Origin of the sequence: Streptosporangium sp. H16, from assembly GCF_051918855.1 — a bacterium.
Taxonomy (GTDB): domain Bacteria; phylum Actinomycetota; class Actinomycetes; order Streptosporangiales; family Streptosporangiaceae; genus Streptosporangium.
Genome location: NZ_JBPXMD010000032.1, coordinates 33,340 through 58,770 on the forward strand (window position 1 = coordinate 33,340; position 25,431 = coordinate 58,770).

Annotated in this window: 21 protein-coding genes, 2 tRNA genes, 6 pseudogenes and 1 riboswitch; of the genes and pseudogenes, 9 read left to right on the plus strand and 20 right to left on the minus strand. The window is 71.2% G+C overall.

What is annotated here, in order from left to right:
• Positions 1–91: 91 nt before the first annotated feature.
• Entirely contained in the window at positions 92–859 is a 768-nt protein-coding gene (locus ACTOQ2_RS35490; protein WP_440105203.1) for a sulfite exporter TauE/SafE family protein, read from the plus strand.
• 170 nt (positions 860–1,029) lie between these two features.
• Here ACTOQ2_RS35490 and ACTOQ2_RS35495 read toward each other — a convergent pair.
• Positions 1,030–1,103: transfer RNA gene (locus ACTOQ2_RS35495), tRNA-Ile, on the minus strand.
• Positions 1,104–1,252: 149 nt separating this feature from the next.
• On the opposite strand from ACTOQ2_RS35495, the pseudogene galK reads away from it, so the two are divergent.
• Positions 1,253–2,358, plus strand: a pseudogene (galK, locus tag ACTOQ2_RS35500) (galactokinase).
• 100 nt (positions 2,359–2,458) lie between these two features.
• On the opposite strand, the gene ACTOQ2_RS35505 reads toward galK, so the two are convergent.
• Positions 2,459–3,097, minus strand: coding sequence for a MarR family winged helix-turn-helix transcriptional regulator (locus ACTOQ2_RS35505; protein WP_440105204.1), 639 nt, complete (start codon positions 3,095–3,097; stop codon positions 2,459–2,461).
• A 128-nt stretch (positions 3,098–3,225) separates the two neighbouring features.
• On the opposite strand from ACTOQ2_RS35505, the gene ACTOQ2_RS35510 reads away from it, so the two are divergent.
• Entirely contained in the window at positions 3,226–4,452 is a 1,227-nt protein-coding gene (locus tag ACTOQ2_RS35510; protein WP_440105205.1) for an MFS transporter, read from the plus strand.
• A 193-nt stretch (positions 4,453–4,645) separates the two neighbouring features.
• On the opposite strand, the pseudogene ACTOQ2_RS35515 reads toward ACTOQ2_RS35510, so the two are convergent.
• From ACTOQ2_RS35515 to ACTOQ2_RS35540, 6 genes and pseudogenes are all read right to left on the minus strand, one after another.
• Positions 4,646–4,936: pseudogene (locus tag ACTOQ2_RS35515) on the minus strand (ATP-binding cassette domain-containing protein); the annotation flags it as partial.
• Positions 4,937–4,986: 50 nt separating this feature from the next.
• Positions 4,987–5,379: pseudogene (locus ACTOQ2_RS35520) on the minus strand (ABC transporter permease subunit); the annotation flags it as partial.
• 375 nt (positions 5,380–5,754) lie between these two features.
• Positions 5,755–6,699 (minus strand): ABC transporter substrate-binding protein, encoded by a 945-nt coding sequence (locus ACTOQ2_RS35525; protein WP_440105238.1) that lies wholly within the window; start codon positions 6,697–6,699, stop codon positions 5,755–5,757.
• Positions 6,618–7,076 (minus strand): annotated as a pseudogene (locus ACTOQ2_RS35530) (ABC transporter substrate-binding protein); the annotation flags it as partial. The pseudogene ACTOQ2_RS35530 and the gene ACTOQ2_RS35525, both read right to left, overlap by 82 nt.
• The gene (locus tag ACTOQ2_RS35535; protein ID WP_440105206.1) at positions 7,073–8,830 is read right to left on the minus strand and encodes an FAD/NAD(P)-binding protein; all 1,758 of its coding nucleotides are present in this window, start codon (positions 8,828–8,830) and stop codon (positions 7,073–7,075) included. The pseudogene ACTOQ2_RS35530 and the gene ACTOQ2_RS35535, both read right to left, overlap by 4 nt.
• Positions 8,827–9,072 (minus strand): hypothetical protein, encoded by a 246-nt coding sequence (locus ACTOQ2_RS35540; protein WP_440105207.1) that lies wholly within the window; start codon positions 9,070–9,072, stop codon positions 8,827–8,829. The genes ACTOQ2_RS35535 and ACTOQ2_RS35540 overlap by 4 nt, the downstream gene beginning before the upstream one ends.
• A gap of 37 nt (positions 9,073–9,109) precedes the next feature.
• A riboswitch (SAM riboswitch) is annotated at positions 9,110–9,221 on the minus strand.
• Positions 9,222–9,636: 415 nt separating this feature from the next.
• Between ACTOQ2_RS35540 and ACTOQ2_RS35545 the strand changes: the two genes are divergently transcribed.
• Together ACTOQ2_RS35545 and ACTOQ2_RS35550 are read left to right on the plus strand one after the other, a co-directional pair.
• Positions 9,637–10,854 (plus strand): MFS transporter, encoded by a 1,218-nt coding sequence (locus tag ACTOQ2_RS35545; protein ID WP_440105208.1) that lies wholly within the window; start codon positions 9,637–9,639, stop codon positions 10,852–10,854.
• A gap of 64 nt (positions 10,855–10,918) precedes the next feature.
• Complete coding sequence (locus tag ACTOQ2_RS35550; RefSeq protein WP_440105209.1) at positions 10,919–11,605, plus strand: CGNR zinc finger domain-containing protein; 687 nt, start codon at positions 10,919–10,921, stop codon at positions 11,603–11,605.
• Between the two features lie 42 nt (positions 11,606–11,647).
• Here ACTOQ2_RS35550 and ACTOQ2_RS35555 read toward each other — a convergent pair.
• Positions 11,648–11,860: pseudogene (locus ACTOQ2_RS35555) on the minus strand (alpha/beta fold hydrolase); the annotation flags it as partial.
• Between the two features lie 195 nt (positions 11,861–12,055).
• On the opposite strand from ACTOQ2_RS35555, the gene ACTOQ2_RS35560 reads away from it, so the two are divergent.
• Positions 12,056–12,268: a hypothetical protein gene (locus tag ACTOQ2_RS35560; protein ID WP_440105210.1), complete on the plus strand. Its 213-nt coding sequence runs from the start codon at positions 12,056–12,058 to the stop codon at positions 12,266–12,268.
• Positions 12,250–12,771 (plus strand): DUF402 domain-containing protein, encoded by a 522-nt coding sequence (locus tag ACTOQ2_RS35565; protein ID WP_440105211.1) that lies wholly within the window; start codon positions 12,250–12,252, stop codon positions 12,769–12,771. Before ACTOQ2_RS35560 ends, ACTOQ2_RS35565 begins: the two co-directional genes overlap by 19 nt.
• Before the next feature lie 89 nt (positions 12,772–12,860).
• Here ACTOQ2_RS35565 and ACTOQ2_RS35570 read toward each other — a convergent pair whose 3' ends face one another.
• Positions 12,861–13,613: an ABC transporter permease gene (locus tag ACTOQ2_RS35570; RefSeq protein ID WP_440105212.1), complete on the minus strand. Its 753-nt coding sequence runs from the start codon at positions 13,611–13,613 to the stop codon at positions 12,861–12,863.
• Complete coding sequence (locus ACTOQ2_RS35575; protein WP_440105213.1) at positions 13,606–14,544, minus strand: ATP-binding cassette domain-containing protein; 939 nt, start codon at positions 14,542–14,544, stop codon at positions 13,606–13,608. The genes ACTOQ2_RS35570 and ACTOQ2_RS35575 overlap by 8 nt, the downstream gene beginning before the upstream one ends.
• Positions 14,545–14,644: 100 nt before the next feature.
• On the opposite strand from ACTOQ2_RS35575, the gene ACTOQ2_RS35580 reads away from it, so the two are divergent.
• Positions 14,645–15,382, plus strand: a complete 738-nt coding sequence (locus ACTOQ2_RS35580) for a TetR/AcrR family transcriptional regulator (RefSeq protein WP_440105214.1) — start codon at positions 14,645–14,647, stop codon at positions 15,380–15,382.
• A 162-nt stretch (positions 15,383–15,544) separates the two neighbouring features.
• Here ACTOQ2_RS35580 and ACTOQ2_RS35585 read toward each other — a convergent pair whose 3' ends face one another.
• From ACTOQ2_RS35585 to ACTOQ2_RS35615, 7 genes are all read right to left on the minus strand, one after another.
• Entirely contained in the window at positions 15,545–16,318 is a 774-nt protein-coding gene (locus tag ACTOQ2_RS35585; protein ID WP_440105215.1) for an enoyl-CoA hydratase-related protein, read from the minus strand.
• Between the two features lie 60 nt (positions 16,319–16,378).
• A complete protein-coding gene (locus ACTOQ2_RS35590) occupies positions 16,379–17,146 on the minus strand; it encodes an ABC transporter ATP-binding protein (RefSeq protein WP_440105216.1) in 768 nt (255 codons plus the stop codon).
• Between the two features lie 46 nt (positions 17,147–17,192).
• Positions 17,193–18,239 carry an ABC transporter permease gene (locus tag ACTOQ2_RS35595; RefSeq protein WP_440105217.1) on the minus strand — a complete coding sequence of 349 codons (1,047 nt, stop codon included), beginning with the start codon at positions 18,237–18,239 and terminating at the stop codon, positions 17,193–17,195.
• Between the two features lie 49 nt (positions 18,240–18,288).
• Complete coding sequence (locus tag ACTOQ2_RS35600) at positions 18,289–19,410, minus strand: ABC transporter substrate-binding protein (RefSeq protein ID WP_440105218.1); 1,122 nt, start codon at positions 19,408–19,410, stop codon at positions 18,289–18,291.
• Positions 19,410–20,585: an agmatinase family protein gene (locus tag ACTOQ2_RS35605; protein ID WP_440071756.1), complete on the minus strand. Its 1,176-nt coding sequence runs from the start codon at positions 20,583–20,585 to the stop codon at positions 19,410–19,412. Before ACTOQ2_RS35605 ends, ACTOQ2_RS35600 begins: the two co-directional genes overlap by 1 nt.
• Positions 20,586–20,820: 235 nt before the next feature.
• Complete coding sequence (locus tag ACTOQ2_RS35610) at positions 20,821–21,942, minus strand: nitric oxide synthase oxygenase (RefSeq protein ID WP_440105219.1); 1,122 nt, start codon at positions 21,940–21,942, stop codon at positions 20,821–20,823.
• Positions 21,943–22,358: 416 nt separating this feature from the next.
• Positions 22,359–22,434: transfer RNA gene (locus ACTOQ2_RS35615), tRNA-Asn, on the minus strand.
• A gap of 170 nt (positions 22,435–22,604) precedes the next feature.
• On the opposite strand from ACTOQ2_RS35615, the gene ACTOQ2_RS35620 reads away from it, so the two are divergent.
• Positions 22,605–22,916, plus strand: coding sequence for a YtxH domain-containing protein (locus tag ACTOQ2_RS35620; protein WP_440105220.1), 312 nt, complete (start codon positions 22,605–22,607; stop codon positions 22,914–22,916).
• Between the two features lie 378 nt (positions 22,917–23,294).
• Here the strand turns inward: ACTOQ2_RS35620 and ACTOQ2_RS35625 are convergent.
• Both ACTOQ2_RS35625 and ACTOQ2_RS35630 read right to left on the minus strand, forming a co-directional pair.
• Positions 23,295–23,717, minus strand: a pseudogene (locus tag ACTOQ2_RS35625) (IS701 family transposase); the annotation flags it as partial.
• 57 nt (positions 23,718–23,774) lie between these two features.
• Positions 23,775–25,430: a CocE/NonD family hydrolase gene (locus ACTOQ2_RS35630; protein ID WP_440105221.1), complete on the minus strand. Its 1,656-nt coding sequence runs from the start codon at positions 25,428–25,430 to the stop codon at positions 23,775–23,777.
• Position 25,431 lies beyond the last annotated feature (1 nt).

Below are 25,431 nucleotides of genomic sequence, written 5' to 3' on the forward strand. Positions count from 1 at the left end.
CCGGGGCGCTTAGGCCGGTGCGCCATGCGGCAGCGCCCTCGCATGTCGCCGGGCCGGGCATGACCGCCGGTTCCGCGAGGAAGGAGACAGAGTGACGCCGTGGGAGATGCTCGCCGTCTTCGCGGCGGGCGTCGGCGCCGGCGCCGTCAACACCGTCGTCGGCTCCGGGTCGCTGATCACCTTTCCCGTTCTGCTCGCCACCGGCATGCCGCCCGTCACCGCCGCGGTCTCCAACACCCTCGGCGTGATCCCCGGCTCCATCAGCGGGGCGATCGGTTATCGCGCGGAGCTCGGCGGCCAGGGTCGGCGCATCCTGAAGATGAGCGTCGGCGCCCTGCTCGGCGGCCTCACGGGGGCCACGCTTCTGCTGACCCTGCCCGCCACGTCGTTCGAGCGGATCGTGCCGGCCCTGGTGGGCCTCGCCCTCGTCTTGATCATCTTTCAGCCCCGGATCGGCAGGAGCGTGCGGCGGCGCCGCGAACGCGCCGGCGCCGCCGCCCACCCCGACGGCGGCCCGCTGCTCCTCACCGGACTGACACTCGCCAGCGTCTACGGCGGCTACTTCTCCGCCGCCCAAGGGATCATCTACATGTCCCTGATGGGCATGTTCCTCGACGAGACCCTGCAACGCCTCAACGCCGCGAGGAACGTCCTCGTCGCCGTCGTCAACACCGCCGCCGCGACATTCTTCCTCTTCTCCGCGGATTTCGACTGGACGGCCGTCGCGCTCATCGCGGCCGGTTCCGCCTTCGGCGGCTCGATCGGGGCCAGAGTGGGCCGCCGGCTCAGCCCCGCGGTGCTGCGCGGCCTCATCGTGGCGGTCGGCACCGTCGCCATCGTCCAGTTGCTGCGCCCCTGACCCTCGTACCGCACGGTCCCCGCCCCGAGCGCCGTTGCCGGACTTCGGCACGTGTCCGGCAACGGCCAACCGCCGGGGACCGACGGCGATCGGTGACAGCCGGACACAACAAAAGCGCCCTCGACCTCGAACACGCAGGTCGAGGGCGCTTTTCGTGTGATCAGCGGGGGTAGGGCGGGCGGGACTCGAACCCGCGACCCAGGGATTATGAGTCCCCTGCTCTAACCGGCTGAGCTACCGCCCCTCGCGCACGCCGTACGCGGCATTCAACCAAACGTAGACGCTGTTCGCACACCTGCCGGGCGGGACGGGTTCAAGATGTGACCTTCAATGGAACCGGGCTCCGGCGGACTCGCTACCCTACTGGTGAACCTTGTTGAGGAGTGTTGGATCATGCGCGTTGTTGAAGCTTTCAGGGACTCGTACGGCACGGAACCGGACGGGGTGTGGCACGCCCCGGGGCGGGTCAACCGTTCGCGCTGCCGTGGGGGGTGACCGCGGCGGTGTCGCCGCGCGAGGACGGTGTGGTCAGGCTGCGGTCGCTGCAGGCAGGCGGGCCGGTGACGCTGGCGACGCTGGAGGAGGCCGAGGGCTGGGCCCGTTACGTGGCCGGGGTGTTCTGGGCAATCGGCGAAGCGGGGCGGGAGCAGGGGCAGGGGCAGGGCCGGAAACGCTCGGTCGGCGGTGCGGATGTGGTGATCGACGGGGACGTGCCCCGGGGGGCGGGACTGTCGTCGAGCGCGGCGCTGGAGGTGGCCGTCGGCACCGCGCTGAACGAGCTGTACGGGCTCGGCCTGACCAAGATGGAGATCGCCCTCGCCGCGCAGAAGGCCGAGAACGACTTCGTGGGCATGCCGTGCGGGATCATGGACCAGGCGGCCTCCGCCCTCGGCGAGGAGGGGAAGGCGCTGTTCATGGACTGCCGGAGCCTCGGTACCAGGAACATCCCGTTCGACCTGGCGAGTCACGGCCTGCAGCTGCTGATCATCAACACCGGGGTGCACCACGAGCTCGCCGACGGGCAGTACGCCCGCCGTCGCAGAGACTGCGAGAACGCCGCCAAGCACCTGGGCGTCGACGCGCTGCGCGACGTCACGGACCTGGCGGGCGCCCTGGCGCGGCTGAGTGGCGACGAGCGCAGGCGCACCCAGCACGTGGTGACGGAGAATCACCGGGTGGAGGCGGTGATCGGGATGCTGCGAGCCGGTGCGGTGCGGGAGATCGGGTCGCTGCTGAACGCCTCCCACCTTTCGCTGCGCGACCAGTTCGAGGTGTCCTGCGCCGAGCTGGACGTGGCCGTGGAGTCGGCGGTCAGGGGCGGGGCACGGGGGGCGCGGATGACCGGGGGCGGGTTCGGCGGGTCGGCGATCGCGCTGGTCGCCGACGACCGGGTGGAGTCCGTGCGGGAGTCGGTGACCGGGGCCTACGCCGAGCGCGGCTGGGCCGCGCCGGAGATCTACCCGGCGACCCCGGCCGCGGGAGCCCGCAGGTTGCTCTGACCGCCCCACCCCCTCCCGCGCACAGGATCATCCGACGGCCGGTCGGGTGACCTCGGAACCGGTTCCGAGGTCACCCGACCGGCCGTCTCCACTTCCGAGGTCACCCGGCAGGCCGGCTCGATCCCTTGCCCGCACCGGAACCCGGCCCCGCCGCCGAATCCACCTCCGCCCTCGACCCCGAACCCGGATCCGCCCCCGGAGCCGGATCCGGCCCGGACGGCCAGTCGGGCATCAGCGGCGGGCCGTCCCGCTCCGCGTTCCGGACCATCCGGCGCAGGAGATCGTCGAGGACCTCGCGCTCCTCGGGGTCGAGCGGGCCGAGCAGCTCCCGCTCCGAGAGGTCGCCCTGGTCCATGCGCTCCTGCCAGACAGCGCGCCCGGCGGGGGTCAGCGCGACGAGCAGGCGGCGGCGGTCGCCGGGATCGTGCACGCGGTCGACGTATCCGGCCTGCTCCAGCCGGTCGAGCCGGTTGGTCAGCGTGGCCGGGTGGGTGTCGAGCCATCCGGCCAGCAGGGAAGGGGTCACCCGGTAGGGCGGCCCGGCCGCGACCAGGTGGTGGAGGACGTTGAACTCCCAGGGCTTGAGCCCTCCCTCGCTCAGCCAGGCGTCCTTGCTCCGCTTGAGCAGCCGCACGAGCGCCTGCATACGCGTGATGATCCCCTCGACCTGCGGATCGAGGTCGGACAGCTCGCGGGACCAGTGCGCGATGTGCCGGTCGATGGAATCAGGCTCTGGCATGCCCAAAGGGTAACGCCGCCTTCCGTCGAGTCGTCGTCGACGCCGCATCGCCCTTAATACGGATGCATATATTATGTTTTCGTAGTAACTTTCCATCCATGACCCCTTCGCGTGACTCATTGGCCCCCTTGCGAGATCCTCGCTTCCGCCTGCTGTGGACCGGCCAGACCCTCTCGCACATCGGCGACTCCATCACCGTCGTGGCCCTCGCGCTGGCGATCGTCACCGCGACGGGCTCGGCCACCGACCTCGGGGTGGTCCTGGCCGCCCAGTCGATCGCCACGGTGGCGCTGATGCTGCCCGGCGGCGTGTGGGCCGACCGGCTCCCGCGCCGTCGCGTGATGATGGGCGCTGACGTGGTGCGCGGGCTCGCCCATGCCGCCATGGGCCTCGAGCTGATCACCGGTACGGTCGACATCGTCCACCTGGCGGCGCTGGCCGCCGTCTCGGGGGCCGGTTCCGCGTTCTTCCTGCCCGCCACGACCGGCCTGGTGCCCGCCACCGTGGCGGCGGAGCACCTTCCCCGGGCCAACGCACTCATGGCGATCGCCCAGCGCGGGTCCATGCTGCTCGGCCCGGGGATCGCCACCGCCCTCGCGCTGACCGTCGGGCCCGGCTGGGCACTGCTCCTGGACGCCGTGACGTTCACGGCCAGCGCGGTGCTGCTGGGCCGGCTCCGGATCGCGCCGATCCCGCCCGCGCCGCGCGAGCGGTTCGTCAGGCAGCTGGCCGAAGGCTGGTCGCAGCTGCGCCGCCACCGGTGGTACTGGACGAACCTCGTCGGCCACTCCCTGTGGAACCTCAGCCGCTGCGCCCTGATCACGATCGGGCCCGTGATCGCCGTCACGAGCCTCGGTGGCGAGCTCGCCTGGGGCACGATCGTGCAGGGTGGCACGGTCGGCGCCCTGTGCGGCGCGCTGCTGGCGCTGCGGGCGAGGCCGCGAAGGCCTCTGGTCGTGGCCAACGTCGCGCTCACGCTCGGCGCCCTGCCCCTGGTCCTGCTCGCCGCCGAGGCGCCCGCGCTGATCGTCGCGGTGGCCTACGGGCTGATGACCGGCGGCCTGGCCTTCATGTCCCCCATGTGGGAGACCGCCGTGCAGGAGCACATCCCGGCCGAGGCGATCTCACGGGTGTCCGCGTACGACTGGCTGCTCTCCCTCGGGCTGACCCCCCTCGGCATGGCGCTGGCCGGGCCCCTGGCCGGGGCGGTGGGCACGGCCCCCACCCTGTACGGGGCGGCGGCGCTGCTGGCGATCTCCTGCCTGGGGTTGCTGGCCCTGCCCGACATCCGTCGCCTCCGTCAGGGCTCGGCCGGCACCAGCTTGGGCACCGCGCCGAGCAGCTCGCGGGTGTAGTCGTGCCGGGAGGGATGCCGCGCGAGGAGCCGCGCTCGAAAGGGGCACCGCCCGAAGATGCGCTCCCGGAGAAGACGCCGCGCGAGGGGCCGTCCCCGGAGAAGACGCCGCGGAGAGGTTCGGCCACCAGGCGGCCCACCGTGTAGCGGGGGTCGAAGGAGTCGAGCGGATTCTGGGAGATCACCTGGATGCGGGACCTGCGGGAACGCCGCCTGCGCTCGCGGATCCCCGACCAGGGCTCGCCGCCCAGCCGGACCTCCCCCGAGGCGGGTTCGAGCAGTCCGAGGACGAGCCGGGCGACCGTGGTCTTCCCCGAACCCGACTCTCCCACGATGCCGAGCGTCTCACCGGGGTAGACCTCGAAGGACACGTCGTCGACCACCGTGCGCGAGCCGTACGCGGCCGACAGCCCCGAGACCTCCAGGATCGGCGCGGTGTGGTCCACGGTCCGCTCCGGCAGCGGGGTGCGCAGCGCGAGCCCCACTCCGGGCTGGGCGGCTGCGGGCCCATGCCGAGGAAGCTGAGCCCGGAGGTGGCGATGATGGCGGTGCCCATGCCGATCGTGGCGAGCACCGGCAGCGGGCCCAGCACGTTGGGCAGCACGTGGCGGGCGACCAGTGCCGACCTGGCCGGCCCGAAGGTGACCGTCTGTTCGACATAGCCGGAGCGGCGCACCACGAACGTCTGCGCGCGGATCACCCGGGCGTGGTTGGGGACCTGCGCGATACCGATCGCGAGGATCACGTTGCCGGTGCCGGGACCGGTGATGGCGATGACCAGCAGGGCGAGCAGCAGTTCGGGGAAGGTCGCCACGACGTCGAACAGGCGGCTGAGCAACTCGTCGATGTAGCGGGGGGACAGCCCGGCCAGGCCGCCGAGCCGGGGGCGGCGGCCCGCGGTGGCCAGGGCGAGCACCAGGGCCAGCATGACCCCGAAGAGCGCGGCGGTGAGCGCGAGCTGGATCGTCGGCCAGATCTGCGAGGCCAGGACGTCGCCGACGCCGCGCTGCAGGATGTAGGAGCGGCCCAGGTCTCCCTGCAGCAGGCGGAGCAGATAGCCGCCGTACTGCTGAGCGGGGAGCGGTCCAGCCCCCACTCGGCGATGATCTGCGCCCGCCGCTCGGGGGTGTCGAGGCCGTCGCCGACGAGCACGTCGACCGTGTCGCCGGGGGCGAACATCAGGGCGAGGTAGGCCGCGGTGGCGGCGGCCCAGAGCACGGCGACGCCCGCTCCGAGCCGCCGGGCCACGGGCCGAGCCACCCGGCGGCGGCCAGCCCCCGCCGCCGGGTGAGTGTGAGAGTGCTCACGTCCCTGTCCGGACGTCGTAAGCACTGTTGGGAGTGCCGGAGACCGGCTCGAAGGTGATCCCGGTGACCGAGGCACGGTAGGCGATCTGGTCGGCGGGAACGTAGAGCGGGAGCAGGAGCGCCTCGTCGGTGACGACGGTCTTCTGCACCTTCGCGTAGAGCTCCTTGCGCTCGGCGAGGTCGGAGACGGCCGACGCGTCGGCGAGCAGCTTGTCCAGCTCGGCGTTCCCGAACTTCGTGCGGTTGATCGCGGCGTCCTTCGCCAGGATCAGGATGAGCGCCGCCCCGGCGTCGGTGTCGCCGCGCGAGTTCTCGAAGATCTCGTACTCGTTGTCGTCGACGGCCTTCTGCGCGGCGCCCTGGCCCACGATCTTGACCTGGAAGTCGATCCCCGCGCTCTGCTTGACGGCCGCCTGGACGGCCTGGGCGAGGATGTCACGGCGGTCGCGGACGAACGGCGCGGCGTTGACGGTGCGCACGGTCAGCCTCTTGCCGTCCTTGACCCGGAAGCCCTCGGCGTCGCGCTTCTTCCAGCCCGCCTCGTCGAGCAGCCGGTTGGCCCGCGCCGGGTCGTTGCCGAAGGTCTTCTCCAGCGAGGGGTCGTAGAACTGCGGGCTGCCCTGGCCGATGACGCTCCAGGCCCGCTTGGCGGTGCCCTGGTAGACGGAGTTGAGCGCGCCGACCCGTACCGCCGCCTCGGACAGGAAGCGGTACGTGACGTCGGCCAGGTGCGCGGGACCCTGGTGGGCGGCGCCGGTGGGCGGCCAGTCGTAGTTCGGGTTGCGCCTGTAGTGGACCTCCTGGCCGGGGTGAACCGGTCGAGGATGAACGGCCCGGTGCCGACCACGTCGACGCCGCCCGCTTTGAGGTCCTTGGCGCTCTTCAGCGACTTCGGGGAAACCTGGCCCGCGTACGGGGAGGAGAGGAAGTCGAGGAACAATCCGTCGGGGGCCTTCAGCGTGACCTTCAGGGTGTGCGGCGCGGTCGCCTCCGCCCCGTCGAAGTTGCGCAGCTGGACGGCGCTGACCGCGGCGTTGTAGCCGGGCGAGACGAGCTGGTCGAGGTTGGCCTTCACCGAGGCGGCGTCGAACTTCTCGCCGTCGTGGAAGGTGACGTCGTCGCGGAGTTCGAAGGTGTAGGTCAGCCCGTCCTCGGAGACCTTCCAGGACGTGGCCGGCCACGGCAGGAACTCGCCGTTCCTCCCCCGGGCGATCAGGGCGTCGCTCTGTACGGCGTGCGTTTCCACGGCGGGCTCGGACGGCTCGGTGAGGCGCCGGCCGGGACGACCGGCGTGATCGGGGTGATCGGGGCGGTTCATGCGACGTGCCGTCGTATCTGGGTTCCGGCGGCCTCGGACAGCACGATCCGGGCGAGGGCGTCGGCGTGGCGGAAGAGCGGGGCGTTGAGGTGCGGCCTGGCGAAGCCGCCGCTGGCCCGGCCGCCGACGACCCAGGGGCCGAAGGCGAACCTGCGGGGGTGCGGGGTGCCGGACCTGTCGAGCAGGCGGCGGTCGGCGGTCCGTACGTTCACCAGACCCGACTCCTCGTCGAGCTCGCCCCGGTCGCGGAGCGCGGCGATGAGCGGGTCGACGGCCCGGCTCACGCTGGGCGCGGGCAGCCTGGCCTCGACGAGGGTGGTGGCCGTCACGCCGCCGGGCACGGTGGGACTCTGTGCCCGCCAGCGCCCGTCGTGGTGGTCGACCTTGAGGTCCGCGCCGAGGAAGGTGACCACCCCCGCCCTGGCCAGGGCGCGCAGCTCCTCCAGCCGGGGTCCCGGCGGGCCGCTGGCGACGTAGCTGAAGAACCCGCCGAACCACGGGTCGGAAACGCCCAACTCGGCGAGGACACCGTGGACGGAGAGCAGCCCGAGGATCATCGCGTGGTCGGCGCTGTGCGCCGGGTCCGAACGTCGCCGCAGGTCGGCGGCGAGATAGCCGTGCATCCACTTCTGCAGGCCGGCCTGGTCGCCGAACCGGATGCCGTCCAGCGGCCGGTCGAGCCGGTCGAGGTCGAGCCGGTCCGGGTGCCGGGGCACGGCCTCACGGATCAGCTTGCGCATCCTGAGGCTGCGCCACTCCTCGGCGGCGAAGCCCTCCTCGAACCGCGCCCAGCCCAGCTTGGCGCGCTCGGGGTGGGCGGTGATGAGCTCGTGGTAGTACGCGAAGGCCAGCTCCTTGGCGACCAGCGGCCACACGTCGCGGCGGAAGTTCCACGGTCCCTCGCCCAGCGCCTCGCGGGTGAGGAAGCGCGGCACCGGCGGGCGGGCGCCGGTGAAGCGGTAACCGGTCTTGGAGTGGTACGGCACGCCGCGCCGCGACCCCACGTGCAGGAGGGGCTCGCGCCCGTTGGACAGGTAGACCAGCTCCCCGTCGTACTCGCGGACGAACCGGCCGCCCCGGCCCGAGGTGAGCAGCACCATCAGGTCGACGAAGGCCAGCCCCATCCCCCGCACGATCACCGGCTCCCCCGCGGGAACACCGTCCAGGTCGAGGTCCGCCGCGTAGCCGGTGGGCAGGTAGCGCAGCCCCCCGCGCGCGGCCAGATCGGCCAGCGCGCTCTCCTCCCTCGTCGGCGTCACGTCGCTGTGTCCCTGGGCCAGGATCACCGCGTCGGCCTCGATCGTCCGGCCGTCGTCCAGCGTCACCGCCTGCCCGCCGGGGACGTCGGCGAGGTCGACGGCGCGGGCGGCGTGCACGTGCACCCGGACGCCGCGCGGGGCGGTCGCCACCGCCTGCCGGAAGACGTGGGAGAGGTAGCCGTTCTGTGCCGGGCGGGAGGCGAACCTGCCGGGGTCGCAGCCGAGCCACTCGGCCAGCGTGGGTCCGGGGCGGATCGGTCCCTCACAGCGCACCGACTCGTCGGTGAAGAGCGTCACGTCGGCGGCGGTGGAGTTCATCCAGAGCAGGTCCGGCTGGTCGTGGCGCCAGACGCGCCCGCCGCCCGGCGGGTGGGGGTCGATCACGTGGACGTCCAGCGACGGCCAGCCGAGCAGGTCGGCGGCGTTGGCGCAGATGCGCTCCACCAGGCAGGTGCCCGTCGGCCCGGCGCCGACGACGGCGATCGCGGCGCTCATACGGCGGCTCTGCGGTACGGCTGGTCCCAGTCGGCGTGCAACGGCTCGACCGGGATCCGCCAGGCGTCGGTCTCGCCCGACGGACGGGCGATGACGGTGAAGCCGGTGTTCTCGCGGAAGGCGGGTGTGCCGATCCACCCCTGGAAGGGGTAACGCGGGCCGGGCCTGCCACCGGGCCGGTGGTGGCCGTGGGTGTCGAGGCCGACGGGGCTCGCGTGGTCCGGTGTGCTGGTCTTCGACATGTGGCGCTCCCGGGCATGTCTCGTAACCCTGGTGAGGGGTCCGCGCTTGCGGCACGCCCACCGTGCCGCCAGGTCTCCCCCGGGGGCACCCCGCGCGGTGCGAGGGTTGCCGGTCAGCCGGCCGGGGCTTCTCACTGACACTCTTAACCTATTTAGAAGGTAGGAAATACATAGATCTCTGTCAAGCCTTAGTGTCCCGCCCGGAAGTTCGTCGGGGGTCAGCAGTCGAGGCGGAGATCGCCGGCTTGATCGCGCGCTCGAACACAACGGCGATCCGGCGGTCACGCTCGGTCTCGGGTGGCATCTCCTCCCCAGGCCCCGGGTGCGCTGCTCGACCACCCGGCCGGCACGCCCCTGCGACCCTGTTGAATTTCCAGGCGCATGACATGGCCGGAAGCCGCCCCGCGCTCGGGCTCCGACACAGCCGTCAGTGTACCGTCTAAATTGTATTGACCGGTAGCACACACACGTCTACATTCATGTCCAACAGGATATTCTCGCGAGGCGACACGAAGAAGCTACCTTCATCATCCAGAACGGTGGTGAACCAGCCGAGGAGACCCCGTGCAAGAACGCTTCGGAAGCAAGTCGGCGATCGTCGCACTGACCGCCCTGACCCTGGCCGTGTTCATCTACGTGACCACCGAGTCGCTGCCCATCGGCCTGCTCCCCCTGATCGCCCAGGATCTCGGCACCAGCCCGTCAGCGGTCGGACTCCTGGTCACCGGATACGGCCTGATCATCGTGCTGGTGTCCCTGCCGCTCACGCGACTGACTCGCCGGCTGCCCCGGCGGCGGCTGCTGTGCGTCCTTTTAGGCATCTTCGTCGTGGCGACCTGCCTGTCAGCCATGGCGGGGAACTACTGGCTGCTCATGGGCGCCCGGATGGTGACCGCGCTGAGCCAGGCGCTGTTCTGGGCCATCGTGACGCCGGCCGCCGCCGGCCTCTTCCGGGTCGAGGTGCGCGGCCGGGCCCTGTCCATCCTGTACGCCGGTGCCTCCAGCGCCGCGCTGACCGGCATCCCGGCCGGCACGTGGCTCGGCCAGCAGACCAACTGGCGGGTGGCGTTCCTCGCGCTCAGCGGCCTGGCCCTGCTCGTCCTCGCCACGATCGCGGCCGTCCTGCCCGACACGCCCGCCGGGCAGGGCGCGGCGGACCGGGGCAGCGCGCCCGACCGCGGCCGGTACCTGTCGATCGTGGCCACCACGGCGGTCGCGGTCACCGGCGCGTTCACGGCGTTCACCTACATCAGCCCGTTCCTGAGCGACGTCAGCGGCTTCACCGAGTCATCGATCGGCCCGCTTCTGCTGGCACGCGGGATCGCGGGCCTGACCGGCGTGTTCGTGGTGGGCTACCTCGTCGACCGCCACGGCTGGAGCACCATGACGGGGCTCATAGGCCTACAGGCGTTGGCGCTCGCCGGGCAGTACGCGTTCGGCGCCTCCCCGGTCGGGACCGTCATCGCGATCTCCCTGTCCGGCTTCACACTCGCAGGCCTGACCGCCGTACTGGGATCGCGGGTGCTCGTGTACGCGCCGGGCGAGTCGGTCATGGCGAGCGCCGCTACCTCCATGGCGTTCAATGTGGGTATCACCGCGGGCGCGTTCCTCGGCAGCGTGCTCCTGCCCGGTCCGGGCGTGCGCAGCACGGCACTGGCCGGGGCGCTGCTCAGCCTGGCGGCGTTCGCCATCGTGCTGGCCGAGCCGGTCCTGTCCAGCCGGCGGAAGGGCGCACCGGCCACGGCCGCCGCCCCCCTGCCCGAGGGCGCCCGAGTCACGTGATCCGATGCTCAACGCACCGAACCGTGCAACCTCCTTGCCTGCCTTGAGTGGTAGCCTCAAGGGCATGTCACTCGACGTGGAACACCTTCCCCTGGTCGGCGGGCACCCCGCGCTCGATCTGGTCAACACGCTCGAACGAGGCGTACCGCTCGACGGCGGGCCGCCCCACGACTATCTGTCCGACGCCCCCACGTTGCTGCGCTGGGCGGCCAGGGCAGGCCTGATCAGCGACGCGGAGCACGATCGGGCCGGCCAGGCGTGGCACGACGATCCCGCGTCGGCGCAGGCGGGGCTGGCCACCGTACGGGACATCCGGGAAGGGCTGCACCTCGTGGTGCTCGCAACGATCCGGCCCGCCGACGGCGGGCCGGCGGACGACGCGGGCGAGGGGGATCCGATCGCGGCCGGGGCCGCGCTGGTCGTGCTGCACGAGCGATGGGCCGGGGCAGTTGCCAGAGCCGCGCTGGTGCTCGACAGAGGCGACCCGCCGCAGGTACGGCTCACCTACGGCACGATACCCGCCATGCTGATACCCGACCGGGTCGCCGAGGCCGCACTCGACGTCCTGCGGACGGCCGACCTGCCCCGGATACGCCGCTGCCCCATACGCGACGGCGGCTGCGGATGGCTGTTCCTCGACCAGAGCCGCAACGGCTCCCGCCGCTGGTGCCGCATGGCCGACTGCGGCAACATGGCCAAGGCCCGGCGGCTCACCGAGCGCCGCCGCGCCGCCCGGGGCGGCACCCCGTAGGACTCGTATGCGATCAGCGGTCGACGCCGCACCCAGGCAGCGGGTCACCTCGCCGCTGCCCATCGAGGACCCGGCCGGCACCGCGTCCTGCCGGTCGAGTTCGTCCATGAGGGCGTTGAGGTCGGCGGCGAAGGTGCCGTAGCCGGCAGTGGGCCGGCTCAAGCGGCCGAAGCCACGCCGGTCGTAGGCGATGACGCGGTCGCGGCCGTCAGGAGGGCGCGTTCCGGTTTCTCCCAGACCCGAGGACGCTGTCATGGACTGTCAGCGCAGGCGGTGCGTGCGGGACTATGAGCGCTTATCCGAGCATCACGAGGCCATGGTCCTATGGGCGATGATCATCCTTATGGGGCGAGGACTCGCACGGTCCACATCTCCCAAATCGACCTGGCGATCAGTTTGCGCAGGGGCACTTGGTGGTCTCGCCGGTAAATCCTTCGGGGGTTCACGCGGGTGTTGGCAGTCGGGTCGGCCTCCAGCTGGGGCTTCGGCCTCTACCTCGCCAGTAGCGGCAAGTACGAGAACCAGATCCTGCCGACCGGGCTACCCATCGGCACCGCCCAAGAAGCCCTCGACTGCGCCTGCGATCTCTACCTCGACTACCGACCCCCGGGGAACTTCCGGGCGGGACCACTTAGTGTCGTGGAATGTCCTACGAGAGCGTGAACGTGGTCTACCGCAAGTACGACGGGTCACTGCACTGGCACCACCGCGGCCTGCTGCTCGGCGAGGACGAGCACGGGGTGTGGACGGGCTGCGTGGCCGGCTCCAGTGGTCACAAGGGCGACGGTCCCGCGGTCGCCTGGCCGCATCCGTTCGTGATGCTCTTCCCCCGCGACGCCTGGTGGACGGCCGCCTTCAACGCCGCCCCGAACAAGCACGAGATCTATTGCGACATCTCCACGGTGCCGGAGTGGAGAGACGGCGAGGTCACCATGGTCGACCTGGACCTCGACGTGATCCGGACCCGCCGGAACCTGCTGAAGGGCCGCCCGAGCCGGGTCTTCCTGGACGACGAGGACGAGTTCGAGGAGCACCGGGTCAAGTACGCCTACCCGCCCGACGTGGTCGAGAACGCCCGCGCCTCGGCCGCCTGGCTGATGGAGGCCGTCACCTCCCGCACCGCCCCCTTCGGGGACGCGCCGCGCTGGCTCACCCTGGTCGGCTGAACCATGGGCGGGGGCACCGGGGGCATCTGGGGCGGCGAGGGGGCACCGGGGGCGGCGCCACCCCCACCGCCCCCGGCACCCCCGCGACCTCAGCTGGCGCGGCGGCGGAACATCCTGCCGGAGAGGACCGTCGAGACCAGCAGGAAACCGCCGCACCAGGCCAGCGCCTTCCACGGGTCGCTCCCCACGGGCCGGTCGAGCAGCAGGCCGCGTACGGACTCGATGATCGGCGTGGCCGGCTGGTTTTCCGCGAACCCGTGCAGCCACGCGGGCATGGTGTGCACCGGGACGAATGCGCTGCTCGGGTAGGGCAGGAACATCACCAGGAAGGTGAAGGCGCCCGCGGCCTCCGGTGTCCTGGCCAGCAGGCCGACCAGGGCCGAGACCGCGGACATGGCCAGGACGAACACCACCAGGACCCCTGCCGCCGCGGCCCAGCCGGACAGCCCCGCGTCCGCCCGGAAGCCGAGCAGGAACGCGACGGCGAACACGATGGCGAGCGAGGTGAGGTTGCGCACGGTGCTCGCGGCCACGTGCCCGCCCAGGAACGCCCCGCCGCCGACGTCCATCGACCTGAACCTGTCGACGATCCCCCGGCTCATGTCGTGGCTGACGGCGACCGCGGTCAGGGAGGCGCCGTAGGAGGCGCACATGACGAGGATGCCGGGGACGGCGTAGGTGACGTAGTCGGTGCCGGTCTGGATCGCGCCGCCGAACAGGTAGACGAACAGCAGCATGACCAGGACGGGCATCAGGAACGAGGTGAGCAGCGCGTCGAGGTTGCGCAGCGACAGGCGGACGGCACGGCCGGTCATCACCGGCCAGGCGGCGAGTTCAGACACCGGCCCGCTCCCTGTCCGTCAGCGCGAGGAACGCGTCGTCGAGCGTGGCGCCGCGCACGGTGAACCTCTCGACCGCCGAGCGCCCCGGGTCCACCTCGTCCAGCAGGGCGCGGATCCCCGTGGCGCTCCCGTCGGTGGCCGCCCCGACGGTCAGCGTGGCGAGATCGGCGTGGACGGCCCGCGCCCCGAGAAGGCGCGTCACCTCGGCGAACGACCGCGCGTCGGACAGGACGAGGTCCAGCCGCCAGGCGGCGACCCTCGCCTTGAGCTCGTCGGCGGTGCCCTCCGCCACCACCCGCCCGCCGTCGAGCAGCGCGATCCTGTCGGCCAGACTGTCGGCCTCCTCCAGATACTGGGTGGTCAGGAAGACCGTGGTGCCCGAGCCGGTGAGCTGGGTGATCACCTCCCACATCGCCTGCCTGCTCCGCACGTCGAGACCGTTGGTCGGCTCGTCGAGAAAGATCACCGACGGCGCGCCGACCAGCCCCGCCGCCAGGTCCAGCCGTCGCCACATGCCGCCCGAGTACGTGCCGACCCGCCGCCTCCCCGCCTCGACCAGGTCGAACCGCTCCAGCAGCTCGGCCGCCCCGCGGCGGGCCGCCGCGCGTGACAGGCCGGACAGGCGGCCCATCATCCGCAGGTTCTCCTCGCCGGTCAGCAGCTCGTCGACCGCCGCGTGCTGGCCGGTCAGGCTGATGGCGCGGCGGACCCGGCGGCGGTCGCGCACGACGTCGAACCCGGCCACCGTGGCCCGCCCCGCGTCCGGCCTGACCAGCGTCGCCAGGATGCGCACGGTCGTGGTCTTGCCCGCGCCGTTCGAACCGAGCAGCGCGTACACGCTGCCCCTGGCGACGCGCAGGTCGACACCGGCCAGGACGGCGACCCGGCCGTAGGACTTGGTGAGGCCGACGACCTCTATCGCTGGTTCCACTACCCCTCCTGCGTATGGCGTACGCTCTACTGTTTATGGCATACGCTGTATTGCGTAAGGTATACACTCGCAGGAAAGGACGGTCAAGCCCGGGAGCGCGATGGAAGTGCCGGAAAGCGTGGAGATCGCCTGGGGGCTGCGCGAGCGGCCCGGCAAGGGACCCAAACGCACCCTGAGCCTGGAGCACATCGTGGAGGCGGCCCTGCGGGTGGGCTCCGCGGAGGGACTCCCCGCGGTCTCGATGAGCAAGATCGCCGCCGAGCTCGGCGTCTCCACGATGGCGCTCTACCGCTACGTCACCTCCAAGGGCGACCTGCTCATGCTCATCACGGACGCGGTGCTCGGCCCGCCTCCCCTGCTTCCGGAGCCGGGCGACGACTGGCGCCGAGGCGTCCACCGGTGGGCCGCCGCCATGCGCGCCTCCCTGCAGAAGCACCCATGGTCGTTACGCATCCCCATCACGGGCCCGGGGATCATGCCCAACCACGTCGCCTGGCTGGAGGCCGGGCTGCGCTGCCTGCGCGGCACCGGGCTCAACCCGGATACGAAGCTGGCGGCGCTGCTGCTGGTCAACGGCTTCGTCAGGACCGAGGTGGCGCTGCTGGCCGACCTCCAGGATGCCTTCGACGCCTCCCAGGTCACCGACGAGGAGGCGCTGTCCGGCTACGCCCGGTCACTCGCCAGGCTCACCGACGCCGAGCGCTTCCCCGAGATCCACGAGCTTCTCGAAGCCCGGGTCTTCGACATGTCGGGCGGTCCCGACGACGAGTTCGCCTTCGGCATGGACCGCATCCTCGACGGCGTCGCGGTGCTCGTGACCGGAAAACCGCCCGCCTGATCCGGGACGCCCCCGCACCCCTCGTGCCCCCGCGCCCCTCAAGCCGGAGGCCGGCCCGGCCCGGCGGCCCGGCGACGTCCCGCACTCGACGGCGTCCCGCACTCGACGAAACGGAAGGCCGCCGGCCCCGCCCGCGAAGGACCCCAGCGGGACCGCGGGGGACTACAGGGGCGGGAAGCCGGGTGCGCGGCGCTCGACGAAGCTGGCGACGCCCTCGACGAAGTCCGACCGGCCGAAGGACTCGGCCATCAGACGCGTCGCGGCCGACTCCGACGCCTCCAGGCTCTGCTGCCAGTCACCCCAGACCTGACGCTTGATCACGGCCATCGAGGCCGGGGAACTGTACGTCGCCAGCTCGCGGGCGTAGGCCAGCGTCTCCCCCATCAGGCTCTCCCCCGGCACCGAGCGGCCGGCCAGTCCCAGCTCGTACGCCTCGGCGCCGGTGAAGGTGCGGCCCGACAGCAGCAAGTCCATGGCCCTGGCCTGACCGGCCAGCCGGGGCAGGACCCACGACATGCCGTACTCGGCGATCAGGCCTCGCCGGGCGAAGGCGGTGGTCCACTTGGCCTCGGCGGCGGTGAAGACCAGGTCGCAGAGCAGGGCGTGAACCATGCCGAGCCCGGCGCAGGCGCCGTTGACGGCGGCGATGATCGGCTTGCGGATCGTGGTCGGGAAGGTGGTGGGGCGCGGGTCGGGCCGCCCCGCGTAGGAGCCGTCCTGCAGGGCGGTGAGCGTCTGGAAGTCCGCACCGGCGCAGAAACCCCGCCCCGCGCCGGTGACCACGATCACCCGGACCTCGGGGTTCTTCTCGGCCTCGGCCAGCTGGTCGAAGTAGCGGCGGCCCATCTCGTCGGTCCAGGCGTTGAGCCGGTCCGGGCGGTTGAACGTCAGCGTCAGCACGCCCCGCTCGATCGACGACAGCACCAGATCGACCATGCCGCATCCCCCTCGGAAGCCCATCGGGGCTCCCCGCCCGGAGAGCCACAGAATATCGTTCTACACCTTTTCCCTCTCCGGCGTCAGCATGTGCGAGCGGACCAGATCCTCGACCGTGGCACGCAGGCCGAGGAAGGAGGAGGTGCGCTTGACCGCGAGGGCCCGGTAGGCGGGCAGGCCGATCGGGACCTCGGCGGCGACCCTGCCGGGACCGCAGGCGAAGACGAGCACCCGCTGGGCGAGCAGGACGGCCTCCTCCACGTCGTGGGTGACCATCAGCACCGTCGTGCCCGTGTCGCGCCACACCTCGCGCAGGAAGAGCTGCATGTCCTCCTTGGTCTGCACGTCCAGCGCCCCGAAGGGCTCGTCCAGCAGCAGCACGGCCGGCTCGCACGCCAGTGCCCTGGCGATCGCCACCCGCTGGCGCTGCCCGCCGGACAGCTGCCGGGGCAGCGCGCCCGCCAGGGACGACAGCCCGACCTCGCCGAGATACCAGCGGACCCGCCGCTCCCGGTCCGCCCGGGAGATCGGCAGCAGCCGCAGCCCGAAGGCCACGTTCTCGGCGACGGTGAGGAAGGGGAACAGCGCGCCCGACTGGAAGACCAGCCCGCGCTCGGGCCCCGGGCCCGTGACGGGTGCCCCGTCGAGCGAGATGGATCCCGCGCTCGCCGGGGTGAGCCCGGCGATCAACGACAGCAGCGTCGACTTGCCGGAGCCGCTCGCCCCGACCACGCACACGAACTCGCCAGGCTCCATCGACAGGTCGATGCCGTCCAGGACGCGCGTGGTGCCGTAGTCCTTGGCCACGCCGCTCAGCACGAGGGTCATGCCGCCCACCTCCCGGAACGGTCACCCGGCACTCGTGACGTGGACCTCACACCACCCACCTCCCGAGACGGTCGCGCAGGACGCGCAGCGCGACGTCGATCAGCAGGCCGACGACCCCGATCACGATGAGCACCGCGAAGATCTTGTCGGTCTGCAGGAACCGCTGGGCCCGGACGATCCGGTAGCCGAGCCCCGACTCGGCCGCGATGAGCTCGGCCACCACCACGAAGTTCCACGCGGCGGCGGCGTTGATCCGCGCCGCGTCCACGACCGCCGGGAGCGCGTACGGCCAGGTCACCTTCCTGAGGATCTCACCGCGCCGGGCGCCGAGGGTGGCCGCGGCCTGGCCCAGCTCGCCGGGCACCCGCCGTACGGCGTCGGCGACCATCAGCGTGTTGAAGAACACCACGCCCAGCACGAGGATCGCGATCTTGGAGGGCTCGCCGAGGCCCAGCCAGATGATCAGCAGGGGGATGAAGGCGGCGGCCGGCATGTAGCGGAGCAGGCCGACGACCGGTTCCAGCAGCGCCAGCGCCACGGCCGAGGTGCCCATGGCGACGCCCAGCGGCACCGAGATCAGCACCGCCAGCCCGAACCCGGCACCGACCCTGCCGAGGCTGGCGAGGGTGTCGTCGAGCAGCTGTCCGGTACCCAGCATCTCCGCGAACGCCTCCAGGACGGCCAGCGGCGAGGGCAGGAAGGTGGGATCCACCAGTCCCGCCGTGCTGACGGCGGCCCAGAGGGCGAGCGGGAACAGCACCGAGGCCGCCCGCAGGCCCCAGCGGGCCCGGGCGGACGGGCCCCCGCCTGATCGGCCTTTCCCGGGGAATCGGCCTTCCGCGGCGGACCGGCCCTTCCCCCCGGACGGGTTCGCGCCGGACGGGCCGGAACCAGAGCCGGGGCGCCGTCCCCGGAGGCGTCCCTGCCGGTCCGAGCGCCGGGGCAGCGGCTCCCAGTCCTGCCGCCCCGCGCCGGGAGACGCGACGGGCTCCGCGGTCCGCGCGCTCATGAGGGCCTCGACCTTCCGGGTGGCGAGCAGGGCGAGCCGGACCCGCCCCGGCAACAACCGGTCGTCGCCCGGCGTTGTCTCCATGTCGGCGCTCCCGCTCTCGCAGCTCTCACGGCTTGCGGCTCCTGACGGATCACGGCTTGAGACTCCTGACGAACTTCGGCTCGAACAGGCCGTCCAGCGAGGGCTCGGTGTCGGCCAGGCCCGAGTCGACGAGGAACTTCGCGATCAGGGCGGCCTGGTGGCCGAGGTGATCGCCGGTGTCACCGGGTTCGAAGGCGGCGAGGTTGTCCTCCAGGGAGAAGATCGTGGTCCCCGCGTCGTAGCTCGCGTAGTCGGCCTCACTCACCCCCGCCCGCCTGGCCATGATCGCGGTGGCGTCGGCCTTGTTGGCGGCGATCCACTCCAGGGTCTCGAACCAGGTCTTCACCAGCGCCTGCACCTCCTGCGGCCGCTCGGCGACCAGCGAGGCGGCCACCACCAGATGGTCGGGGATGGCCCCGGGGAAGTCCTTGGAGGTGGCGATCGCCGTCGAACCGGGCAGTTCCAGAGCGGTGGTGGTGAAGGGCGCGAACACGCCGACCGCGTCCACCTGGCCCGCCTTGAAGGCCGCGGCGGCGGCGTCGGTCGGCAGCGGCTTGAAGGTGACGTCCTTCTCGGTCAGCCCCGCCTTCCGCAACGCGAGCAGCAGCAGGTAGTGGTCGACCGTCCCCTGCTCGGCCGCGACGGTCCTGCCCTTCAGGTCGGCCACCGTGGAGACGCCGGACCTGGCGATGATCTGGTCGTTGCCGGTGGAGTTGTCGTTGACCAGCACGATCGTCTGCTTCGCCCCGCCGGACACCGAGGCGATGGTGTCGTTGAGCGTCTGGCTGTTGGCGTCGACGTTGCCGGTGGCCAGCGCGGTCAGGCTGTCGGTGTAGCTGTCGAAGTACTTCAGCTCGACCTCGAGGCCGTTCTTGGCGAACAACCCCTTCTCCTGGGCGACCTGCCAGGGAAACCAGCCGGGCCAGGCGGAGAAGCCCAGCGTGAGGGTCTTCTTCCCGCCGGAGGCGGCGGGCTCGGCGCCCCCTCCCGGGGTGGACGCGCACGCCGCGCAGGCGGCGAGCAGGCAGAGCGGGACGAGCAGGCGAAGCGAGAGCGGCGACCTGAGCGACCAAGGCCGGGAAAACGAGGGGAACGAGCCGCGCGGACGGGACGAACGCCGCGAACCGAACAGGCCGAGTGAGCGGAGGGTGACGAGCGGGCGGCGGAGCATCAGGAGGCTCCCTTCCTCGCGGGCAGGTGCCCGGAACGGACCAGGCAGCCGAGGGTGTCGCAGATGACGCGGGTGGCGATCAACGAGGTGATCTCCGCGTTGTCGTAGGGCGGTGAGCACTCCACGACCTCGATCCCGGCCAGCGGCGCCGCGTCGGCGATGATCTGGATGAACTTCAGGACCTCGCGCGGCAGGAAGCCGCCGGGTTCCGGCCAGCCGGTGCCGGGGACGAACGCGGCGTCCAGGCAGTCGACGTCGAAGGAGAGCCACACGGCCTCGGCGTCCTTCCAGGCGACCTCCAGCGCGCGCTCGGCCGCCGCCTCGATGCCCATGTCCACGCAGTCGGTGACCGTCATGATCGTGGTGCCGCGTTCGCGGCCGACCTTCACCCCCGGCCGGGGCGCCTGCCAGCCGCCGATGCCGATCTGCACCAGGTTCTGCGGCGGCACGTTGGGGATGTCGGTCGCGTGGAACCACGGCGTGGTGTGCATGCGCTCGTCGAGGTCGGTCTCCTGGGTGTCCACGTGCCGGTCGAAGTGGATGATCCCGAGGTTGCCCGACAGATGCTCGGCCACGCCGCGCACGGTCGGGTACCCGATGGAGTGGTCGCCGCCCAGCACGACCGGGAACGCCCCGCTGGAGTAGACGTGCGAGACGGCCTTGGAGATCTGGTCGAAGGTCTTCTCGATGTTGCCGGGGATGGTGAACACGTCCCCGAGATCGGCCATCGTGATCGACTCGCGCAGGTCGACCCCCAGCTCGAAGCTGTAGGGCCCGTACAGGGCGGAGATCTTCCTGATGCCCTGCGGGCCGAAGCGGGTGCCCGAGCGGTAGGTCGTGCCGCCGTCGAACGGCGCGCCCAGGATCGCCACGTCGTACTCCCCGCAGCGCCGCACGTCCTCGACGTACGGGGCCTTGAGAAAGGTGTTGATCCCCGCGAAGTGCGGCAGCTCCCCCCGGGAGAAGGTCGGGATGCGCCGGTCGACGATGGAGTCGGCGCCCTGCAGACCCACCTCCAGAGCCCAGGCGACCTCGCGTTCCCAGTTGGTGGTGGGCAGTTCGGCCTCGCGCTCGACGGCGAAGCGGGCCTCGGGGCCGTACCGGCCCGGCCCCGAGGGGGCCGCGCCGGAAGGGCCCTGGCGGGCGGGGTCGGAAGCGGACGGGTGCCAGTGCATGGAGCTCCGATCAGCTCGGAACCCGGCCGGAGGGCAGCCGGGATCGGCCGGCCTCCCGGGCTTTTGTCCCGCCGTGGAACGGCCGCGTGGCCGCCTGCACCTCTCGGACCAGTCCCGCGCCGACGCCGTACGACCTCACGATCGTGGCGCGCGGCGTCGGCGGCGGCGGAACCCTAGGTGCGCCCCACCATGAGGTGGGTCACTGCAAGTGCATCGCCGGTACGTTTCCTCCGGATTAACCCCCCGTTGCAGTCCGGTGACCGAGTGCACGCTCCAGGGAGTCCGGATGGTGGACGAAGTTCGGCGACAGCAGCCGGTCCTCGTAGTAGCGGTGGAAGACCGGCGTGGCCGAGGAGGACATGGGGGGAACGATCCAGGTCCAGTCGGCCGGGCAGACCCGCCCCTCCCTCTCCTCGCGTTCGAGATGCATCAGGAAGTGCCTGGACTCGGTGTGGTGGTCCGTCATCGTCACCCCCGCCCGCTCGAAGGAGTGCAGGACGGCCACGTTCAGTTCCACCAGCGCGTGGTCCCGCCAGAGCGAGCGGTCGCTTTCTGTGTCCAGTCCCATGCGCCGGGCGATCAACGGCATCAGGTCGTAGCGGTCGGTGTCGGCCAGGTTGCGGGCGCCGATCTCGGTACCCATGTACCAGCCGTTGAACGGCGCCGCCCGGTAGCAGACCCCGCCGATCTCCAGGCACATGTTCGAGATGACCGGCACCGCGTGCCAGCGCAGTCCCAGCTGCTCGAACCACGGGTGGGTGGGGTGCGAGAGCGCGACCTCCAGCACGGCGTCGCCGGGGATCGTGGACAGCAGCGGCGGCCCGTCCCCCACCGAGACCGCCAGCGGGAGAACGTCGAAGGGACTTCCGGGACCGCCGGGCCAGCCGAACTCGCGCAGCATCGCGGTGAAATCGGTGTAGCGGGGGTCACCGACGACGGAGCCGTCCTCCATCGCGTATCCGGCGTAGCGGATGAGCTGCTCGTTCCAGATCCGCGGCCCGGGGGCCCCCGGCCGGTCCTGCGGGAAAACGGTGATCGTCGGGCGGATCCGGCGACTCGGCGCCGCGTCCCGCAGGTGGTTCACGCACTCGACGGCGATCCCCTCGGCCGTGGTGACGTGCCGCCGGTCGCGCACCCGCAGCGAGCGCCAGTACAGGCGTCCGATGCACCTGCCGCTGTTGCGCCAGGCCACCCTGGCACCGAAGATCAGCTCGCCGGGAGTGTGCGTGTACGTCCCGGTCCTGGCGATCTCCTGCCGGACCTCGCGCAGGCGCTCCCGCAGGACTCCCGCCCCGGGATTCTCCGTGTGGAACAGCTCGAGGTAGTCCTCGGCCGCCGCCACGTCGACCGGGGGCACCTCGGGGACACCACCGAGGATCCCGGGGACCCCGGGGATCCCGGGGACCCCGAGAACATCAGGGACATCAGGGACATCAGGGATGCCGGGGACGTCATAGATCGGATCCGGCGCACGCCGCCGGGACCTTCGCCAGGTCAGCACAGAAAAACCACCAATTGTGGCTCACGGGCACGACGACCGTTCCGGGCGGCGCGGTGCCCTGAACGCGGCGGCCCTTCCCCGCTGCGATCGCTGTTGTCCGCGGCAACCGCGCGTCGGCTCACTCGCCGCGATCAGGGCGGCACCGGGCGCGGCGTTCCTCATTTTCTGTGATTCACCGTGGTTTGTCCGGCGAATCGCGACGCGAGAGGCCACCTGAATCGGAACGGGAGACGACGAAGGCCCCGGAAGCGGGGCTTCCGGGGCCTTTCAACTGGCTCCCGCGATAGGACTCGAACCTATAACCTGCCGGTTAACAGCCGGCTGCTCTGCCGATTGAGCTACACGGGATTGCGCTTTGCGCTGGTCGGGCCGGGTGTTCCCCGTTCCTTGCGGCGCAGGAATAGATTAGCGCACTCCATGGGTGTGTGTCGCATCGATACTCCGGGGTAGGTGCGAGACGAGGCGATCCGCGAGTGATCACAGGACAGGGTCCGCGGAACATGCTTGTGGAGGTGGACATGCGTTATCGACTGATGCTCGGTCTGGGATTCGCGGTCGGCTACATCCTGGGGAGCCGTGCCGGCCGGGAACGTTACGAACAGATCAAGGCGCTGGCCCAGCGGGTCTCCGACAACCCCACCGTGCAGGAGACGGCCGGGCTGATGGGCGCCAAGGTCTCCAAGGCGACGGGCGCGGCCAGGACCAAGGTGAGCGACGTGGCCAGGAACCGGTTGCCGTTCCTGCGCTCCGCCAACGGCTGGCACGGTGACGAGCACGACGACACGGGCACCGGCTGGCCGGACAACCAGAGGACCAACGCGCCCTACTGATCTTTCCAGCCGCCGCCCCGTCGGCACTCACGGGCCGGGAACGGCCCGCCGGTGCGAAAGGCCCCTCCAGGGGCCTTTCGCGTGTCCGGGACCGATCTTCACCCGCTCCCGGGCCCACCCGGAAACCCGGCTCGTGCGGGAGCCCGGCTCGTACCGGAACGTAGGGCCTCGTAGCGGAGCGGGAAGTTTCAGCTGGTTCAGCCGATCGGCCCCGGGCGGGGAGAACCGTCAGCAGCTGCTCGACGAGATCCTGGCGATCGTGCTGGATCCAGTCGTCGGTGACGAGCAGGTCGGCGGCCTGATCCGCACCCGGGTGGGGATATGCGCTCACCAACGCGATCAAGGAGTACGGGGCCCTGCGCCGCACTCTCTACGCCACCCGCAGGCGGAGCGGTAAGCCATGAACACCCCGATCTGGCAGTTCTCGATCCGCCCGGCAGTTCCCGAGTACTGCCGGGCCACACCCGCGGACTTCACGCCCTTCTTCGGGAACCCGGTGTCGTCGACGATCAGCACACCCCGCGGATCACCCAGGTGCTCGACCACATAGTCACGCACCTCGTCACGTACAGCGTCGATGTCCCAGTCCGCCCAGCGCAGCAACCGTTGCGTCCCGTCCGGCGACAGATCACCGGCCCGCTCCGCCAGGGTCCAGCCGTTCTTACGATCGAGACCGGTGACCAACCCGGACAGGTACTGCCGAGCGTGTTTCCGCGGCTCTGACCTGGTGAAACGATCTGCGAACCGGGCATACAACCGGTCAAGCTCCCCAGACCACTGATCAACCTCGATCGCCGTCATGCACCGCTCAACGAGCCGATCATCGATACGTTCTGCTTGCTGAGTGCCGTTGCAGTACTAATTCGCCGGCAGCATCACGGCGGAGGGATGGGCGTCGTCGTGCAGGATCTCGATGTGAGTGACGTGGGCTGTCGTGGCGGTCGCGACCGGCTCGCCGCCACCGAGGTTGCGGGCGAAACGCGGGAACGCCCCGGCGGACACCTGGACGCGTAGGCGGTGTCCGCGCCGGAACACATACGCGGTGGGTGACAGCTGCACAGCGACCTTGGTGATGCCGTCCGGCCGGACGGTGACCAGGTCGTCGCAGATGTTGATCGACTTGCCGCGCTCGTCGACGTCACAGAGCCGGACGAACAGATCGCAGCTGGGCCGGTCGGCGCGCAGCCACACTTCCGCCGCGACTTCGCCGATGATCTCCAGGTCCGCCGCCAGCACCGGTGAGGTGAACGTCAGCACGTCGGCGCGCTTCTCCAGCGGCCGGTTGTCCTTGGGGCCGGGGCCGTTGGCGTCCAGTTTCGGCCCGCCCAGCGCCGGAGTCGGGTCGTTCGGGTCATAAGTGAACGTGGTCGGCGGCGACGCGGGGTTCATGCCGCGCTCCAGCGTGCCGCCGGAGCGCAGGTGCCAGCGCTGCTGCGGGTAGCCCGCGGGCGGCCACTGGTCGAAGTCACGCCACTGTTTGATGCCCATCACGAACAGCCGCACCGGTGCCCGGCCGGCCGGCTGCTCGCCGCGTGCGAGCGTGGCGCCCCAGCTGACCACCTGCTCGATCGCGGCACCCATGCCCACCGCGTCGGCGTGCCACCACGGACCGACCGTCAGCCGGGGGTTACGGCCGGCGGCGGCCAGAGCCTGGAAGTCACGCAACTGGTCGGTCAGGAAGATGTCGTACCAGCCAGTGATGGAGCTGACCGGTACCGTCACGTCACCGACGGTGCTGCTGTGGTCCTCGTCCTTCCAGTACGGGTCGTTCTGGTCGTAGCGCAGGGTTTCCTGGAAGAACGGCGACTCGTGACCCAGCAGTGCCTTGTCCACATCCACCAGGGGCAGGGTGTTCATCGCCGCTGCGACGTGCTTGCGGTCCAGGCCCACCATGGACCGCAGCAGCGCCCGCGGCCGCTCTTGCGTCTCGGTGTTCCACACCCAGTTGGTCAGCGTGTCGAGTTCGAAACGGCCAGGACGCAGCAGCGTCAGCGCCAGCCGTGATGACGAGATGTGCGGAACCATCGCCTTGACCTGTAGCGGCGCCTCGGCGGCGATCGCCCACTGGGTGTAGCCGAAGTAGCTGGAGCCGGCCAGCACCACGCCGCCCTTGGCCCACGGCTGACCCGCCAACCAGCGCAGAGTGGCCAGGCCGTCCTCCCGCTCGTGACGCATGGCCAGAAACTCGCCGCCGGAGCCGAAGGTGCCACGGCTACGCACCATCAACACGTGCATGCCGCGTTCGGCGACAGCCCTGCCGTACATCCAGCCCAGCGGACCACCCGGCCCGTACGCGGTGCGCACCACGACGGTGGGCAACCGGTCCAGCGGGGTGCCGTCGGAGGAGGCCGGCGCCCAATGGTCGGCGAGCAACGACACCCCGTCGTCGACGGTGACGGGGATGTCCCGTTCGACGGTCACGTCGCGGGTGATGGCCGGCGGCAGCTTCAACATCCGCTGTCCGAGTCGGCCGGCCAGCTTCGTGGCGAAATTGCGCTTGGGGCGTGTACTCACG